The 17,417-nt window shown below is 54.3% G+C and carries 17 protein-coding genes; 7 read left to right on the forward strand and 10 right to left on the reverse strand.

All coding sequences use genetic code 11. The features are described 5' to 3' along the window. Nucleotide 1: 1 nt before the first annotated feature. The 7 genes from GGR95_RS02320 to GGR95_RS02350 all read left to right on the forward strand — a co-directional run bounded on the left by GGR95_RS02320 (nucleotide 2) and on the right by GGR95_RS02350 (nucleotide 7,950). Entirely contained in the window at nucleotides 2-1,111 is a 1,110-nt protein-coding gene (locus GGR95_RS02320) for an energy transducer TonB (RefSeq protein WP_184562340.1), read from the forward strand. Between the two features lie 135 nt (nucleotides 1,112-1,246). Next, nucleotides 1,247-2,569, forward strand: a complete 1,323-nt coding sequence (gene tolB / locus GGR95_RS02325) for a Tol-Pal system beta propeller repeat protein TolB (protein WP_184562342.1) — start codon at nucleotides 1,247-1,249, stop codon at nucleotides 2,567-2,569. Between the two features lie 71 nt (nucleotides 2,570-2,640). Then, nucleotides 2,641-3,162 (forward strand): peptidoglycan-associated lipoprotein Pal, encoded by a 522-nt coding sequence (gene pal / locus GGR95_RS02330; RefSeq protein ID WP_184562344.1) that lies wholly within the window; start codon nucleotides 2,641-2,643, stop codon nucleotides 3,160-3,162. 12 nt (nucleotides 3,163-3,174) lie between these two features. After that, a complete protein-coding gene (locus GGR95_RS02335; RefSeq protein ID WP_184562346.1) occupies nucleotides 3,175-3,993 on the forward strand; it encodes a tetratricopeptide repeat protein in 819 nt (272 codons plus the stop codon). Next, nucleotides 3,984-5,252 (forward strand): tRNA lysidine(34) synthetase TilS, encoded by a 1,269-nt coding sequence (gene tilS, locus GGR95_RS02340; RefSeq protein WP_184562348.1) that lies wholly within the window; start codon nucleotides 3,984-3,986, stop codon nucleotides 5,250-5,252. The genes GGR95_RS02335 and tilS overlap by 10 nt, the downstream gene beginning before the upstream one ends. A 78-nt stretch (nucleotides 5,253-5,330) precedes the next feature. Further along, nucleotides 5,331-7,259, forward strand: coding sequence for an ATP-dependent zinc metalloprotease FtsH (gene ftsH / locus GGR95_RS02345; protein ID WP_184562350.1), 1,929 nt, complete (start codon nucleotides 5,331-5,333; stop codon nucleotides 7,257-7,259). Between the two features lie 112 nt (nucleotides 7,260-7,371). Further along, the gene (locus GGR95_RS02350) at nucleotides 7,372-7,950 is read left to right on the forward strand and encodes an MOSC domain-containing protein (protein ID WP_184562352.1); all 579 of its coding nucleotides are present in this window, start codon (nucleotides 7,372-7,374) and stop codon (nucleotides 7,948-7,950) included. 49 nt (nucleotides 7,951-7,999) lie between these two features. Here GGR95_RS02350 and folD read toward each other — a convergent pair whose 3' ends face one another. The 10 genes from folD to GGR95_RS02400 all read right to left on the reverse strand — a co-directional run bounded on the left by folD (nucleotide 8,000) and on the right by GGR95_RS02400 (nucleotide 17,406). Beyond that, on the reverse strand, nucleotides 8,000-8,902 hold the full coding sequence (gene folD, locus GGR95_RS02355; protein WP_184562354.1) for a bifunctional methylenetetrahydrofolate dehydrogenase/methenyltetrahydrofolate cyclohydrolase FolD: 903 nt from the start codon (nucleotides 8,900-8,902) through the stop codon (nucleotides 8,000-8,002). Nucleotides 8,903-9,006: 104 nt separating this feature from the next. Beyond that, nucleotides 9,007-10,683, reverse strand: a complete 1,677-nt coding sequence (locus GGR95_RS02360; RefSeq protein ID WP_184562356.1) for a formate--tetrahydrofolate ligase — start codon at nucleotides 10,681-10,683, stop codon at nucleotides 9,007-9,009. Between the two features lie 170 nt (nucleotides 10,684-10,853). Beyond that, nucleotides 10,854-11,273: a PaaI family thioesterase gene (locus tag GGR95_RS02365; RefSeq protein ID WP_184562358.1), complete on the reverse strand. Its 420-nt coding sequence runs from the start codon at nucleotides 11,271-11,273 to the stop codon at nucleotides 10,854-10,856. 3 nt (nucleotides 11,274-11,276) lie between these two features. Beyond that, nucleotides 11,277-11,939, reverse strand: coding sequence for a ligase-associated DNA damage response endonuclease PdeM (pdeM, locus tag GGR95_RS02370; protein ID WP_184562360.1), 663 nt, complete (start codon nucleotides 11,937-11,939; stop codon nucleotides 11,277-11,279). A 124-nt stretch (nucleotides 11,940-12,063) separates the two neighbouring features. Beyond that, a complete protein-coding gene (locus GGR95_RS02375; RefSeq protein WP_184562362.1) occupies nucleotides 12,064-13,371 on the reverse strand; it encodes a P-loop NTPase family protein in 1,308 nt (435 codons plus the stop codon). Between the two features lie 65 nt (nucleotides 13,372-13,436). Then, on the reverse strand, nucleotides 13,437-13,931 hold the full coding sequence (locus tag GGR95_RS02380) for a prepilin peptidase (RefSeq protein WP_184562364.1): 495 nt from the start codon (nucleotides 13,929-13,931) through the stop codon (nucleotides 13,437-13,439). 3 nt (nucleotides 13,932-13,934) lie between these two features. Next, entirely contained in the window at nucleotides 13,935-14,783 is an 849-nt protein-coding gene (locus tag GGR95_RS02385) for a tetratricopeptide repeat protein (RefSeq protein WP_184562366.1), read from the reverse strand. Between the two features lie 73 nt (nucleotides 14,784-14,856). Then, nucleotides 14,857-15,447 (reverse strand): tetratricopeptide repeat protein, encoded by a 591-nt coding sequence (locus tag GGR95_RS02390; RefSeq protein ID WP_184562368.1) that lies wholly within the window; start codon nucleotides 15,445-15,447, stop codon nucleotides 14,857-14,859. Between the two features lie 2 nt (nucleotides 15,448-15,449). After that, on the reverse strand, nucleotides 15,450-16,433 hold the full coding sequence (locus GGR95_RS02395; protein WP_184562370.1) for a type II secretion system F family protein: 984 nt from the start codon (nucleotides 16,431-16,433) through the stop codon (nucleotides 15,450-15,452). 10 nt (nucleotides 16,434-16,443) lie between these two features. Next, a complete protein-coding gene (locus tag GGR95_RS02400; protein WP_184562372.1) occupies nucleotides 16,444-17,406 on the reverse strand; it encodes a type II secretion system F family protein in 963 nt (320 codons plus the stop codon). Between the last annotated feature and the right edge of the window lie 11 nt (nucleotides 17,407-17,417).

The raw sequence follows: 17,417 nt of genomic DNA on the forward strand, positions 1-17,417 counted from the left end.
GATGTCGCGCACGCGCAAAATAGGGAATATCGTATCGGGTGTGGGGCATGTTGGCCTTGCCGGATGGGTGTTGCTGGGCGGGATTTTCACATCGCGGCCAGACCCTGTAGACGTACAAGAAGTTGCGATGATTTCGGGTGAGGAATTTCAGGCGTTGGTGGATGCATCGCGTCAACCCGTTGAGTTGGCTGAAACACCAACCCCAGCGGCCCCCGAAGAAACACCAGATGCGCCCGAAGTTGACGTTGCACCGCCTGAAACGGTCACGCCGCCTCCCGTACCAGAAGAGGTGGCCGAGCCTGCACCGGAGCCAGTTGAAGAAGTGGTGCCAGAGGTGTCCGAAGCGGCGCCCGAGAGCCCGAACGCGCCAGCAGAAGTGAACGTGCAAGATGCGCCCGTATCGTCCAGACCTGTAGAGCGCCCCGCCGAGGTGGTTGCCCCTACACCTGCGCCGCAACCCACACCGGAGGCTGTTCAGGAGCCCACGCCACAAGAAGCTGTTGTACCAGAAGACACGGGTGAAACGGTTGAGACACCGCGCGAAGCGACACAAGCACCCGCCGCAACCGACCGTATCGTGACAGAGGCGGCACAACCGCCAGCGGCGTCGCCGAATGTTTCGATGCGTCCCCCTGCGCGCCGACCTTCTGCACCGCGCCCTGTCGAAACGCCCGCGCCGACACGTACAACACCCGCCCCCACGCAAGAGACAAACGCAGTAGATGATGCGGCGGTTCAGGCGGCGCTGGAAGCGGCAATGAGTTCGTCCTCCAATACCGTGCCAAGTGGCCCGCCGATGTCTTCTGGCGAAAAGGATGCATTGCGCTTGGCGGTGCAGGCGTGCTGGAACGTCGATCCGGGGGCGCGTTGGGCGCAGACAACTGTGACCGTTGCGATGAACATGACCCAAGACGGCAAAGTTGTAGGGTCTTCCTTGCGGATGATTGCCAGCGAAGGCGGCGATGCCTCTACGGCTGATGCGGCGTTCGGCGCGGCGCGGCGGGCGATTTTGCTGTGCCAGAAAGACGGATTCCCGCTGCCTGCGGAAAAATACGGCCAATGGCAGGAAATCGAAATGACGTTTAATCCGGAACGGATGCGGATCAGATGAGTTGGCTTGTTGCGCAAGAGCAGTCTTATGAGAAAAAATGTGCCGTGGGGAACAGGATCATAGACTTCCCGTTGAGAAACATAATGAATGGCGGGATATTGGACTTACGTTCAGCCCTGAAAGGACGAGTTTGAAATGAAGTTTCTGAGCATATGTGCAGCGCTGGTATGTGCCGTTGCGTTAACATCGACGGCACAGGCCCAACAGGGGCCGCTAAAGATCACCATTGAAGAAGGCATCATTCAGCCGCTGCCCTTTGCCGTTCCCAATTTTCAGGCCGAAACAGGCGAGGCGGGCCAGCTGGCTGCTGATCTGTCGCGGGTGATTGCGGCGGATTTGCAAGGGACAGGTGTGTTTCGCGAAATCCCCAGCTCGGCTTTCATCGCGCAATACAGTGATTTCAACGCCGCGATCTCTTATCCTGATTGGAAAGCGATCAATGCGCAGGCGTTGGTGACAGGGGCTGTGTCCGTGTCGGGCAACAACGTGAACGTAAAGTTCCGCGTCTATGATGTGGTCTCTGGTACCACTTTGGGTGAGGGGCTGCAATTCTCTGGCACCACGGACGGCTGGCGTCGTATGGCGCATAAAGTCGCCGACGAAGTCTATTCACGCATCACGGGTGAAGGCGGTTATTTTGACAGCCGCGTGGTTTATGTTTCTGAGACAGGCCCCAAAAATGACCGTAAAAAACGGTTGGCGGTTATGGATTATGACGGTGCCAATGTACGCTATCTGACAGATAGCAGCGCTATTGTGCTTGCCCCACGTTTCTCGCCTACAGGCGACCGTGTTCTCTATACCAGCTACGAGAGCGGCTTTCCGCGTATCTATGTGCTGGATATCGGTTCGGTACAGCGCCGCGTTTTGCAAAGCGGCGAAGGCACCATGAGCTTTGCACCGCGGTTTTCGCCATCTGGTCAGACGGTAGTGTTTTCGATTAGCCAAGGTGGCAATACTGATATTTATTCGATGGATATCAACTCGGGCCAGTCTGTGCGCCTGACCAACACACCGGCCATTGAAACAGCACCCAGCTATAGTCCAGATGGCAGTCAGATTGTGTTTGAAAGTGACCGTTCGGGATCACCGCAGCTGTATATCATGTCCGCCAGTGGCGGCGAAGCGCGGCGGATTTCCTTTGGTGAGGGCCGCTACGGCACACCTGTCTGGTCGCCCCGTGGTGATCTGGTGGCATTCACCAAGCAGAACTCGGGTCGTTTCCATATTGGCGTGATGCGCACGGATGGTTCTGAAGAGCGTCTGCTGACTGCGTCGTTTCTGGATGAAGGCCCAACATGGGCGCCCAATGGCCGCGTGATCATGTTCACCCGTGAAACCCAAGGTGCAGGCGGTGCATCGTCGCTCTATTCGGTTGATATTACGGGCCGAGTGTTAAAGCAGGTTCAAACCCAAGAAGGCGGATCAGACCCGAGTTGGTCACCGTTGCAGCAGTAGCCCTTTCCCTGACATACCCGCCTGTGGTATCGTCGGAGGAATAACAAAATAATTTTACGAGGTCGAGACAGATGAAATTCCTACCAATGGCCGTTTTGGTCGCCGCTGTGGCGCTGTCGGCATGTACCAACCCGAACCGCTTTGGCGATGACGCGAACGGTTCTGGAAACCCTGCAATTGGCCAGCCGTTGAACGGTATCGTTCCAGGCAGTGCAAATGATCCTACGTCGGTTGCTTATTTCAACCAAGCCGTTGGGGATCGCGTTCTCTTTCTGATCGACCAATCCGCGCTGACGGATGTTGGCCGCGCTACGCTGGACGGGCAGGCGACTTGGTTGATGACCAACAATGACTATCAAGCCGTCATTGAAGGCCATGCGGATGAGCAAGGTACACGTGAATACAACCTTGCACTGGGTGCCCGCCGTGCAAACGCTGCACGTGAATATCTGGTTTCCAAAGGTGTGCCCGCTGCGCGTCTGCGGGTTGTCAGCTATGGTAAAGAACGCCCGATCGAAATTTGCTCGAATGAGGCATGTTATGCGAAAAACCGCCGCGCTGTAACTGTGCTGGCCGGTGGTCAAACCAGCTAAGGGAGCCGCAGAATGCGCTTTGCTTTTATATTCGCCGTTGTTTTGGGGGCTGTGCCGATGGCAGCCACCGCACAAGACGCGCAAACTCTTGCTGACATCCGGCAGGAACTGAACGTTCTCAGCGTGGAAATGACCAAGCTAAAGCGCGAAATGTCTACAACAGGGACGGCGGGTGGTGTTCAACTGCCTGCCTCCGCCTTGGAACGTGTGAACGCGATGGAAAGCGAACTGTCGCGTGTGACGTCCAAAGCAGAAGAGCTTGAGTACCGGATCAACCGCATCGTCGATGACGGGACGCGGCGGATTGCCGATCTTGAGTTCCGTTTGGTTGAGTTGGAAGGCGGCGATATTTCGCAGCTGGGCAACACAACAACGCTTGGCGGAGCGGATCAGGCTAGCGCGCCTGCTTCCGCCGCACCTGCACCTAAAACAAACACCAGCCAGCTCGCTGTCGGCGAGCAAGACGACTTCAAGCGGGCGCAGGAGGCGCTCGCAACCGGTGACTTTCGCACCGCCGCAACGCAGCTTGAGACCTTCAATCAGACCTACCCGGGTTCGCCAATAGCTGCCGAAGTTGACCTGCTGCGCGGGGATGCTTTGGAAGGGTTGGGCGACACACGCGAATCCGCGCGCGCTTATTTGGCCAGCTTTGGCACAGCCCCGACGGGGCCAAGCGCACCAGAGTCGTTGTTTAAATTGGGTGCTGCCTTGGGCACATTGGGGCAAACATCCGAAGCTTGTGTGACATTGGCCGAGGTTACAGCACGGTTCCCCACAAGCCCTTATTCTGGGAATGCCCAGACGGAGCGGTCCAAGCTCGGATGCAGCTAGACGTTGAATGGGCGATGCAGCAGGGCGAAGATGCGCCGCTGCTGCACGCTGTCGATGTTGGTTTTGGTGCCGAACCTCCTAAACGTATCGGAATCGCTGTGTCGGGCGGGGGGGATAGTGTCGCGTTGCTGCATTTGTTTGCGCGCTGGTCTGCCCAATGTAATCACCCCATTGCTGCCGTTACTGTAGATCACGGCCTGCGCCCTGAGAGCCGCGCCGAGGCGGAAGGCGTAGCCGCGCTGTGCCAAAAACTGGGCGTTTCACACGATATTCTGACATGGGAGCGGCCTGAAGGGGCGGGTAATCTGCCTGCTGCTGCCCGTGACGGGCGCTATGCCCTGATGGCGGATTGGGCTAAGGCGCATGACATCGGCGGTATCGCGGTGGGCCACACGATTGATGACGGTGCCGAGAATTTTATAATGCGCTTGGGCCGTGCGGCAGGTATCGACGGTCTGGCCCAGATGGTGCCGCTGTTTGAGCGTTATGGTCTGTGTTGGGCAAGGCCGCTTTGGCAGTTTCATCGCGGGGCATTACGCGACTACTTGCTACGGCAGGATGTATCATGGGCAGAAGATCCTAGTAATGATGACCCGCGTTACCTGCGGACAAAGGCTCGGCGGCTCCTTCCTCAGTTAAAAGAGCTGGGGGTGGATGCACAGAGCATCCAACAATCAGCATCCGCGCTGCGAATGGCGCAATCGGCGCTGCAACATTATACTGTCAAAGAGGCCGAGACCCATGTGAAGGAAGTGGCAGGTGATATCCTGATCCCTCAGGTCATTGTGCCGCACATTCCCAGCGATATTGAGCGGCGGTTACTTGTTGCTGCTGTGCAATGGGTCGGATCAAATCCATACCCCCCGCGTAAGGAATTCGCGACCACGCTGGAGTTTACGCTGTCACAACAGCAGCGGTTGACGGTTGCAGGCTGCCTCGTCGCGCTGCGAAAAGGGTTTTTCCACATTACCCGCGAATATAACGCGGTGAAGGATTTAGCAGGCCCGACCGATGCCGTGTGGGATACACGTTGGCGGTTGCATGGGCCCCATGCGCCTGATCTAGAGGTGCGCGCCTTGGGAGAGGCCGTGTCCGAGCTGCCTGATTGGCGGGCAACGGGCCTTCCAAGGCCGACATTAATGGCTTCGCCAGCGGTTTGGCGGGGTAAAACCCTCGTTGCGGCACCTTTGGCGAAATATAATGTAGATTGGACTGCGCAGATCGTCGCAGATTTCACCTCATTCCTGCTTTCGCATTGAACAAATCGCCACAGTCTCTATCTTAGTAGAGTAGCCGGAGGAGGAGCCTCTGGCTGAGATGTATTCAGGAGAGTTTCCTTGGGCAATTTTCGCAATCTTGCATTCTGGGCTGTGTTGCTGGTTCTCGTATTTTCGTTGTTCAATTTGTTCAACGGCGGCACAGGATCAGGCGGCATGCAGAATCGCGAGGTCAGCTATTCCGATTTCGTAACAGCCGTTGAAAACGGTAATGTCAGCAATGTAACACTCGACGGCGAACAGGCGCGTTTCCGTCAGTCAGATGGCGGCGACTATCTGGCGATTTTGCCCTACGACGCAGAAGTGACACAGCTCCTTACTGATAACGACGTTCCGTTCCGTGCCGAAAGCCAGCAGGAAAGCGGTTTGCAGACCTTTTTGATCTCACTGCTTCCAATTCTGTTGCTGATCGGTGTCTGGATCTACTTTATGAACCGGATGCAAGGCGGCGGCAAAGGCGGGGCGATGGGTTTTGGTAAGTCCAAAGCCAAGATGCTGACAGAAAAGCATGGGCGTGTGACCTTTGATGACGTCGCGGGCATTGATGAAGCCAAAGAAGAGCTGGAAGAGATTGTTGAATTCTTGCGTAACCCGCAGAAATTCTCGCGTCTTGGTGGCAAGATTCCCAAAGGTGCATTGCTTGAGGGCCCTCCCGGTACAGGTAAAACACTGCTGGCGCGCGCAATTGCGGGCGAAGCAGGGGTGCCCTTTTTCACCATCTCGGGGTCCGATTTTGTTGAAATGTTTGTCGGTGTCGGTGCATCACGTGTGCGCGACATGTTCGAGCAGGCCAAAAAGAACGCGCCTTGTATTGTCTTTATCGATGAAATTGATGCCGTTGGCCGCCACCGTGGTGCAGGCCATGGAGGCGGTAACGACGAACGCGAGCAAACGTTGAACCAGCTTTTGGTTGAGATGGACGGTTTTGAGGCAAATGAGGGTGTAATCATCATCGCGGCGACCAACCGTAAAGACGTGTTGGACCCTGCATTGCTGCGTCCGGGCCGTTTTGACCGTCAGGTGACGGTGGGCAACCCCGATATCAAAGGCCGCGAAAAGATTTTGGGTGTACACGCACGCAAAACGCCACTTGGTCCTGACGTTGATTTGCGCATCATCGCACGTGGTACTCCTGGTTTCTCGGGTGCGGACCTGGCCAACCTTGTGAACGAAGCTGCCCTTACAGCGGCCCGTTTGGGGCGTCGCTTTGTGGCAATGTTGGATTTCGAATCTGCCAAAGACAAGATCATGATGGGCGCCGAGCGTCGTTCAATGGTGTTGACGCAGGATCAGAAGGAAAAAACCGCATACCATGAAGCAGGCCATGCGATTGTAGGTATCAAACTGCCCAAATGCGATCCGGTGTATAAGGCCACGATCATCCCACGCGGCGGTGCCTTGGGTATGGTGATGAGCTTGCCTGAGATGGACAAGCTGCAAATGTTCAAAGATGAAGCTGAAGAGCGGATTGCTATGACGATGGCAGGCAAAGCGGCTGAAATCTGGAAATATGGTGCCGATAGTGTCTCTTCGGGGCCTGTGGGAGATATCATGCAGGCCAGCCAATTGGCACGTGCGATGGTGATGCGCTACGGCATGTCTGACAAGGTCGGTAACGTGGATTACCAAGAAGCGGCTGCGGGCTATCAGGCTAACGGCGGGGCAGGCGGCTTTAGCGTCTCTGCTGCGACAAAGGAATTGATCGAATCCGAAGTGAAGCGGATCATCGATGAAGGCTATGACCTTGCCTATAAACTGATCGAAGACCACGCTGATGAGTTTGAGCGTCTGGCGCAAGGCTTGTTGGAATACGAGACACTGACTGGCGAAGAATTGAAGCGTGTGATGGCGGGTAAGCCCCCGACAGAACCCGACGAAGACGACACGCCTGACAGTGGTTCTGCGCCCAGCATAACTGCCATTCCAAAGGCTAAAGGCAAAAAGACGCCGCCAGCCTCTGGCAGGATGGAGCCTGAACCGTCTGCGTGATCACCGTTGGTGAAACAGATGAAACAAAAGATCATGGGCCTCGCTATATGCGGGGCCTTTTCTTTTGGCGGATTTCGGCTTTAGGGTATTTTGATTGATGCAGGAGGTTCCCATGCCAGAGTTACGCCCGACAGAGTATACAGCCACCATCACATGGCTTGGCAAAGTGCCCCTGAACCGTCCGAATATCCGCGCTGAGGCGGTCACGTCTGCACAGGCCACCTATGCGGGGTTTGAGGATGACTATCACGGGGGGCTGACTCGTGCGTCTTGTGTTCGGGTCAAGGCGCAGCATCCACAAGGAACAGAAATTCGCAACACGCGGCAGCTATCTATTCTATCCGCCGAAGAAATGGCTCAGATTGCACAGGCTATCGGGCTGGACGCGCTGGACCCTGCCTTGCTCGGGGCGTCTTTGGTGATTGAAGGTATTCCTGATTTCACTTTTGTACCGCCCGGATCACGTTTACAGAGCGCGGATGGCACGACCATCGTGGTGGATGTGGAAAACGGCCCCTGTAATTTTCCTGCCCGAGAGATCGAAAACGAGGCTGCAGGCCACGGTAAGGCATTCAAGCTAGCTGCACGTGGCAAACGTGGTGTGACGGGCTGGATAGAGCGTGAAGGGATGCTGCAACTGGGGGATACGCTGCGCTTGCATGTGCCAAACCAGCGGGCGTGGGCGCCCTGACCCTTACAAATTGATCCCCCAGCTATGCGCTGGGGGATATAGCTTCACCTCAGGCTGTTAAGCCTTCTGGCTCTACCAACCCGTTGGCACGGCAGCACGCAGTTACTGTGTTGGCCAACAGGCAGGCGATGGTCATTGGACCGACGCCGCCCGGCACAGGCGTGATCGCCCCTGCAACGGCAGCACAGCTTTCATAATGCGCATCACCGACGAGCTTGGTTTTACCCTCGCCTTTTTCGGGGGCATCCAGACGGTTGATGCCTACATCAATTACAGTCGCCCCCGGTTTGATCCAATCGCCAAGCACCATCTCGGGACGGCCCACCGCCGCCACAACGATATCTGCACGGCGCACCACATCGGCCAAATCCTTGGTCCGGCTATGGGCAATGGTTACCGTTGCGCTGTCGTTCAGCAGCAGTTGTGCCATGGGTTTTCCAACGATGTTTGATCTTCCAATCACCACCGCGTTCATCCCCGAGATTGAGCCATGGTGATCGCGGAGCATCATCAGGCACCCCAGCGGCGTGCAGGGCACCATGCTTTTTTGCCCAGTACCCAGCAATCCCACATTAGAAATATGAAATCCGTCGACATCCTTGGCGGGATCGACGGAGTTAACGACTAATTCTTCGTTCAAGTGTTTGGGTAAAGGCAGCTGCACCAATATCCCATGGATTTCGGGGTCCTTGTTCAACTGGTCAATCAGCGCCAACAGGTCACTTTCTGACGTTTGCACATCCAATTTATGCTCAACCGACTTCATGCCGACTTCGACGGTCATCTTGCCCTTTGATCGTACATAGACCTGAGAGGCAGGATCTTCGCCGACCAGAACCACTGCCAAACCGGGCGTAATACCGTGATCCGTTTTCAAACGCGTCACATGCGTCGCCACTTGTGCGCGTACCTTCGCCGCAAATTCCTTACCGTCGATCACTGTCGCTGTCATACGCCCACACGCCTTTTCTGTCGTTTGCTTTAAACTCTTGGCCGCAAGGTCAAAGCGGCATAAAGGGCCATCCCTTTATGCCGTGTTTCTAGTCGTTCAGACGTTTAGAACAACCCTTCAATGTCGCCATCAGCATTCAGCTTGATGTTCTCGGCTGATGGCACGCGTGGCAGACCTGGCATGGTCATTATTTCACCGCAGATCACCACAATAAATCCTGCGCCCGCAGACAATCGTACCTCGCGCACGGGCACATTGAAGCCTGTTGGTGCTCCGCGCAGTTCTGGGTCTGTGCTGAAGCTATATTGGGTTTTGGCCATACAGACGGGCAAATGCCCATACCCCTGATCTTCCCAATCTTTCAACTGGTTTAGGATTTTCTGATCCGCCAGCACGGCATCGGCACGGTAAATCTTCTGTGCAACAACTTTGACCTTTTCAAACAAGGGCATCGCATCAGGATAGATTGGTGCAAAATTTGCTTCATCCGAATCGGCAATTTCAGCTACTCGCGTAGCCAAATCGGCTGAGCCTTCCGAGCCCAATTCCCAATGGCGGGACAGGATCGCTTCTGCGCCCTGCGCCGCGACATAATCCTTGATCGCTTGCACTTCGGCTTCTGTATCCGTGACAAAATGGTTGATTGCCACGATCACAGGCACGCCAAAGGATTTCAGGTTTTCCACGTGCCGTCCAAGGTTGGCGCAGCCGTTCTGTACCGCTTGCACATCTTCTACGCCTAAATCCGCCTTGGCCACGCCGCCGTTCATCTTCATTGCGCGCACAGTGGCGACCACCACAACCACACTAGGCGAGAGACCCGCTTTGCGGCATTTGATGTTCAGGAACTTCTCGGCTCCCAGATCAGCGCCAAAGCCAGCTTCGGTCACGACATAATCAGCCAACTTTAGAGCGGTTGTGGTGGCGATGACCGAGTTGCAGCCATGTGCGATATTCGCAAATGGTCCGCCGTGTACAAATGCCGGATTGTTTTCAAGCGTTTGTACGAGGTTCGGCTGCATTGCGTCTTTCAAAAGAACGGTCATGGCCCCATCTGCTTTTATGTCACGGCAATAGACGGGGGTGCGGTCGCGGCGGTATGCGACAATCATAGCGCCCAAACGCTCTTGCAAATCCTCAAGGTTTTTAGCCAGACACAAGATCGCCATGACTTCGGAAGCGACGGTGATGTCGAAACCTGCTTCGCGCGGGAAGCCGTTAGAGACACCGCCAAGGCTGGCTGTGATCTGGCGCAGGGCGCGGTCGTTCATATCAACAACGCGGCGCCAGACAACGCGGCGCGTGTCGATTTCCAGATCGTTGCCCCAATAGATATGGTTATCAATCATCGCTGAGAGCAAGTTATGCGCCGATGTGATCGCATGGAAGTCACCTGTGAAATGCAGGTTCATGTCTTCCATTGGTATAATCTGGGCATAGCCACCACCAGCGGCCCCGCCTTTCATACCAAAGTTTGGCCCAAGCGATGCTTCTCGGATGCAGATGGCCGCGTTTTTACCGATGCGGTTCAGACCATCGCCTAACCCGACAGTTGTTGTGGTTTTGCCTTCGCCAGCAGGGGTGGGGTTGATCGCGGTGACGAGGATCAGTTTACCATCCTTGCGGTCTTGCACGGAGTTGATGAAGCTTTGGCTGACCTTGGCTTTGTCATGTCCGTAAGGGACCAGATTCTCGCTAGAGATTCCCAGCTTCGCACCAATTTCCTGAATTGGTTTCTTATCTGCTTCTCGTGCGATTTGAATATCTGTCTTGAAAACCATGGTATCCCCCTTTGGGCCTGTGCCGCGTACCTATACACAAGCCATATCAAAGTCAGCGATGGAATTGGACATAAATAGCGACATTTCCAATTATCAACGCGGCCTTTTCATACGGATGGTGATCAGCGAAAATGGGGTGGGTGGCACTCACCTGACGTCGTAATGCCGCATTAACGCGGAACAGGGACCATCGTGCCTTGGAGAATTGCGATCAAGGTTTGCACACCGTTTTCTTCGGCATGAACCTCTGCTGTGACAATGCTCAGGCGTTTTCCCGGTTTGATGACGCGGCCTGTTGCGATTAAACGGGTGCCGCGTGCAGGGGCCAGCAGGTTGATCTTGATTTCTGCGGTGACCACTTCAAAACCTGTTGGGATCAGGGTCAGGGCGGCATATCCAGCCGCTGTATCGCCGATAGAAAAGGTCAAGCCAGCATGGCCATACCCTTGTTGTTGGCGTGTCCCTGGTAAAATGGGGCAGGTAATGCGGACCAATCCCGGTGTGATGTCGGACAGGCGCGCGCCGAGGGTCTCCATCATGGTTTGTGCCGCAAAACTGTCGGTGATGCGGTCGATTACAGCTTGGTCCATGAATTACCTCAGCATTGGAATGGGAGTTGAAGGTGATCCGGTTAGGATCGCAACAGCTTCAGGGCGTAGCAATTGATCGGGCACGGTGATCCGCACCTCTGGCCCCCCGGTATGGGTGCCATAGGCAGGCAGGATCACACGGTTGCTATCTATCAAAAAGGCGGGCCGCGTAAGGACACGACCGTCCGTTTCCCGTGTAGCGGTGGGGTGATAATAGCCCGAGATTTCACCGCTGGTGCCGGATTGGGCAATGTAACGGAAGGTAAGCGGGGGGAGGGGCAGTTCTGTGAGGTGGGCGCCGCCAAATTCAATTGGATCAGCTGTTTGCGGCCCGTCGATCCAGACCCAGCGGCGGCCTTCTTGCATGCGGTAAAGCCACTGGCGTTCTTCTTCGGGGAGCGAGTCTTGGGGTGTAATGTCAGCAAAGCTGTTACCAAGGCAGATCACGGTGCGGGCATGGGATAGCGCGAGGTCAGCCGCCAGTCGGTTGAGTGTATCTCGTGTGTCATATGGGGGCAGGGGATCGCCATTTTGGCGCGCAACCCGCTCGGATTTGCCAAGATGCAGGTCGCTCACGATCATCAGGCTTTGCTCGGGCCACCAGAGTGCGCCTGACCATAAGGCTTTGAGCTGAGCGCCAGAAAGTGAAAAGTCATATCCGTTCATGGTGCAATTTTGGAGCACAACGGCAGGAGCCGTAAGCGGCCAGTCCTGTGGCCCTTACTTGGGCGGAGTTGTTTGTGTCTTGAGAAGCCTGTTTCGCGCTGCGTTCTCACTGGGGACGGCTGCATTATTTGACGATATGTTCATCTTTGACGAACATATTAGCCCATGCGCGGTCTATCAGTGCGGGGGACATTTGGTAGGGAATTCCTTCAAACTCACAGATTGCGATCATCTGGTCGATCAGGAAAATGGGCTGATAATTGGCGTAAAGGTTATCGATTGTCGAATACTTGTTTTTAAGCAAATGGATCAGTGTCGCTTCATCCAGCGGCATTTTCCGTTTCTTTGCCATCATTGCAAAGATTTTAAGAAAGTTCGCTTGGTTCGGCCCATCGATTTTGATTTTGAAGAAAATACGGCGCAGGGCAGCCGTGTCAAAAATCTCATTCGGGTGGAAGTTGGTGGAGAAGATGACCAACGTATCAAAAGGCACTTCAAATTTTTCACCCGATTGTAGCGCAAGGATGTCTTTGCTCTCTTCAAGCGGCACAATCCAGCGGTTTACAATGCTTTGTGGTGGTTCTTTCTGGCGGCCAAGGTCATCGACGATGAAAATGCCACCTGTAGATTTTAGTTGCAAAGGCGCCTGATAGGTCTTTGCTGTAGGGTTATAGACCAGATCAAGCATGTCTATCGTCAGTTCCCCGCCCGTGATCACGGAAGGGCGTTCACAGCAAACATAACGCGCATCAAAGCGGGTGACGCGACGCAGGGAAGTGGGGTCTTGGGCTGCTTCTTCGATTACATTGTGAACAATTGGATCGAAGACCGTAATGACCTGAGAGGCATATTCGATGGCGTGGGGGACATAGACGTGATCGCCCAAGGCATCGCGGATGCCGTTGGAGATAGAGGATTTACCGTTTCCCGGAGGGCCATACATGAGGACTGACCGCCCAGCAGAGACAGCGGGGCCGAGGTGGTCAATCAAGCTGTCGGGGAGAATCAGATGACCCATTGCATCCATTAGTTGAGCGCGGGTGATTTGCATGTTGCGCACAGATTGGCGTTTGACCTGTTCGCTGTAAACCGCCAGCGGCACTGGCATTGGGCCGAAGTATTCAGATTGCGCCAAAGCATCTAATGCGCGCGATTTGCCATTATCGGTGAGCTGATAGCCCATTTCATTGCCGTTTTGAGCGTTCAACGTACCGGTGGCCTCGATTAGCCGCTGTGTGCGGCACATGTCCACCAATTCCTGCACAACAGGAATGGGCAGGCACACTGCGCTGGAGAGTTCGCTGACCAGATCAAGGTTTTTACGAAATATGGTTTTAAGCAGGATGTCCCGCATCATCACAATAGGGAGACGCATCTCGCCCAATGTTTTGGGTGCGGGTGGTGCTGTGACGGCTTGTACCGAGGCATTCATACTGCGGTGTCCCTTTGGTTCTGCTCAGATTTTCCACAAAATATGCAGGAAAAATATGGCGTTATTCAGGCACCTTGTAGAATGCCAAGGGCTAAATAAAGAATAAGTGTGGCCCCAAGCGCAAAGCCCATGGGGAATCTCTTGCCTTGATGCCAGCTGGCCCAAGTGGGGGCTAAATTATGCAGTGATGTGTTTTTGGCTACTTTATGGGTCACCAAAGCGGCAATAAAGGTTCCTGCGAAGACCCACATAAGCATAACTAAGTCGCCAACGGCAATGAACGGTGCCGCTGCGGCGATGAACTTGCTGTCACCAGCCCCCAAGGCCCCAACCGCATTTAACACCATGCCTATGATCAACACGACAACCACATTGACCAACTGCCACATATAGATGTTGAGGGGCAGGGCGATAAGGCCAATCACAATGAAGATGCCCAACAGCGCCATGTTGGCATTATTGGTGATCTTCATGCGCGACAGGTCTGTATACATTACATACAGGCAAACGGGCAGTACGAAGGGCAGGAACCAGGTTGCGGCATATGACGTTAAGAACATTGCTCAGGCCTCAAGCGCTGCCAGAGAACGTGCTGCGGCCTCAAAATGCTGTGGATGTGTGTCGATGGCCTCGCGGAGCAAACCCTTGCCTGTCTCTACATCACCTTGTTTGATTGCCGAAAGGGCCATTGTATGTAGCAGTTGGGCCCGCTCGGATTGATCCATAGGGACTACGGGTAGATTGTAATTGCGCTGTGCGCCGCGTGCGAGAACAAGGTTGTTCTTGGCTGTAAACAATGTGCTATCTTGGGTCACTGCGCTGTTGAAGAGCCGCTCGGCGTCTTTGTAGTCGCCACGCGTCAGTTTGGAATACCCCCAGTTGTTCAGTACAGGCGCGGGTTCTGTTGTGAGGCCCACTGCAATTTCGTAGAAACTATCTGCCTTTTTCCACTGTTGCTTGCTGTCAGCCACAATGGCCTCCAAACGGTAGCGCTTGAAGGTTTCATGCGTTGGCGGGATCGCGGTCAGTGTTTTTTCGGCTGCGGCCCAATCACCCGAGCGGATCAGGGCATCAGCAAGCTCCACACGGTCATCATTTGTGGCATCTGGCAAGGCTACGGTACGCCGCCACGCTGCTGCGCCCTCATCATTGCGTTTGGCACGGATCAGGGATTGTGACAAACCACGATTGTATTCGAGATTTTGCGGCTGCTCTGTGACGATACGTTGAAAATAGGTCGCTGCCTCGTTGGGGTCACCAACCGTGAGCATGACATCATTGAGATTTGCATCATCAATTACATTCACATCCTGAAAAGCCCGTTCAACGGTTTCTTCGCCGGATTTCTCGGTGCAGGCGCTGATGATGGAAACACCCATTAGAAGGGCGCTCAAAACGGAGATGTGGCGCATGTTTGCGTCCTTTACTGCTTTTGCCTCATAAGGTGTCCTGCGCGGGTTGTTGAATGCCGTGCCTATTTTTAGGTCACAGCCCCGAACGGATCAGATAGTCTCCTGATCCACGGCGCACCAATTTATATTCATCAGTGCTACCCGAAGATGCGCCAAAACTCTCGGTTTTTTTGATCGCAAGACGTAAATTATCACGGATTGAGACACTTTCGCCATTATCCAGCGCAAAAGCCTTACGTAGAACCTGTGTTGCGTCGGCATATTTACCACGTTCCATAAGCACAACTCCGAGATTGTTCCAGATCTCGGGCTGGCTCCCATCTCGCTCTACGGCGCGGCGCAGTATGACTTCGGCTTGTCCCAGTCGGCCTAATCCCAGATTGGCTGTGCCAATTCCCGATAAAATTTCGGCATCAACTGATCCGCGATCAATGGCAGCGCGATTGAAGGACCTTATGGCAAGCTCATATTGCCCAGAAGCCATTAGTCGGTGGCCAGTCTCCAGATTATCAGCACCTTGTACACGCAAGTCTACGCCAGGTGCGTCTAACGGTTCAGGGCTTTTCGGGCCAAACAAAGAATCGCCAAAGCCGCCTGAAGAACAGGCGGCTAAAGAAAGCGAAAAGAGTGAAATTGTTATTAAACGCCCTAGCGTTGGTATCATTATTAGCCTCCAGGACCGCCCATATCGCTCATCTTTGAGATGCCCATAACGGAAGGTCCAACAAGGATGACCAGCAGGGGAGGCACCGTGAACATCATAGTGGCAAGTGTCATCTTGGTTGGCAACTTGTTTGCGGCCTCTTCTGCTTTCATTACGCGTTTGTCACGCATTTCGGATGCGTAAACACGTAAGGCATCCGAAATCGAAGTACCGAAAGCTGCAGATTGGACCAATACGGTCACAAATGATGAAACATCCTGCACGCCGCAACGTGTACCCATATCTTGAAGTACGTTGATTTTGTCTTTACCGGCCTTCATTTCATGCGCCACAACTTCGAATTCGTCAGCAAGCGCGGGGTAGGATGCTTTGAGTTCCCTTGCAATGCGGACGATACTTTGGTCCAGAGATTGCCCCGCCTCGACGCAAACGAGCATCATATCGAGCGCATCTGGAAATCCGCTTTCGATTTCTTCTTTCCGCATCGTAACACGGCGGGTGACCCAGTATTTGGGCAACCAATACCCAATGGCACCCGGCCCGAGTGTCCACATGATGGTTTTCTGGGTGGTCATCGCAACTTCGACGATTACGTTTGTATAGATTACGCCAATCAGCAAGCCGATGAGGCCAAGCGCCATCTGGGCGAAATAGAAAATGCGTACAGCATCTCGCGATTGATAACCGGCCTGCCGGAGTTCAAGTTGCTTTTGGCTCAGTTCCTTAGTGTCAGAAGGTTCGAGGAATGTCGCAAACTTTTGAAGTTGGGCATTACCTTCCTTCTGACGCAGGGTCGTTTGGAAATCGGTTGTTCCAGCACGTGGAGCCAACCTTTCGCGTTTGATTCTTTCCAGGGGGTCTTCGGGTTGGTTCATCATCATGACTACAGTTGCCATAACAAGAATGAGACCCAGCGCACCCAGCACAATGATGAGGCCGAAGGGACCCATCACATTGCCGATCGCTGTGTTGATACTACCGAACATGACTGCCCCTTTACACTTTGATGTCTGTGAGCACGCGCATCACAATAAGGTTAATGCCGAGGAAAATTGCGACGAAGAAACAGGCGGGGATGAAGTAGGGTGTTTCTTTGACTTCGTCATAATACCCGGGTTTGGTAACGTTGATCACAATCAATGCGCCGACCGGAAACCCCGACAGAAATTTACCGGACCATTTGGCCTCGGCGGTGATCGCTTTTACCTTCCGGAACAAACGGAAACGGGCGCGGATCACCTTTGCGAGACCCTCCAGGATTTCAGCGAGGTTGCCCCCTGATTGCTGCTGGATGGTCACGGCAACAGCAAGGAAGCGCATATCTTGCATGTCCAACCGTTCGGCCATGTCTTTGAGGGCTTCACCGATATCACGACCATAGGCGGCCTCATCGGAGATGACGCCAAATTCAGAGGCAAGGGGGTCCTGAATTTCTTTTGCAACAATCGAGATGGCGTTCACAAACGGATGCCCTACGCGCAGCGAGCGGACCATCAGTTCAACTGCGTCGGGCAGTTGTTCTTCGATCATAGACATACGTTTGTTGGCTTTCATGGAAATCCACATAAACACACCACCAATGCCCATGCCGATAGACATCAGAATGCGTACCGGAGCGGCTGCAGTCGTCCCAATGGTCAGCCCTAGGAAAATGAAAACGGAGACCGCTCCCATAATCATAATAAGTTGCTTGGGACTGAATGCGAGAGCGGCCTTTTGTGCCTTTTCGGCGAGAAGCGAATAGAGCGGAATAGACCGTGCATTCAAATGCTGTTGCATTTCTTTGCGCAACTTGTCGAAGACTTCTTCGCGGTTATGGCCTTTATCCAGCATCTCCAAGCGGCGATTCACGCGGCTGTTTAGCGAAATGGATTTACCGAACACCACTAGGTACAGACCCTCAACGAGTACCAGTACGCCGATAAATATGAGGCCGTAGATAATTGGTTCTGCACTCATGGTTTTGGTCC

This window comes from Sulfitobacter undariae (assembly GCF_014196805.1).
In the GTDB taxonomy this organism is placed as follows: Bacteria; Pseudomonadota; Alphaproteobacteria; order Rhodobacterales; family Rhodobacteraceae; genus Sulfitobacter; species Sulfitobacter undariae.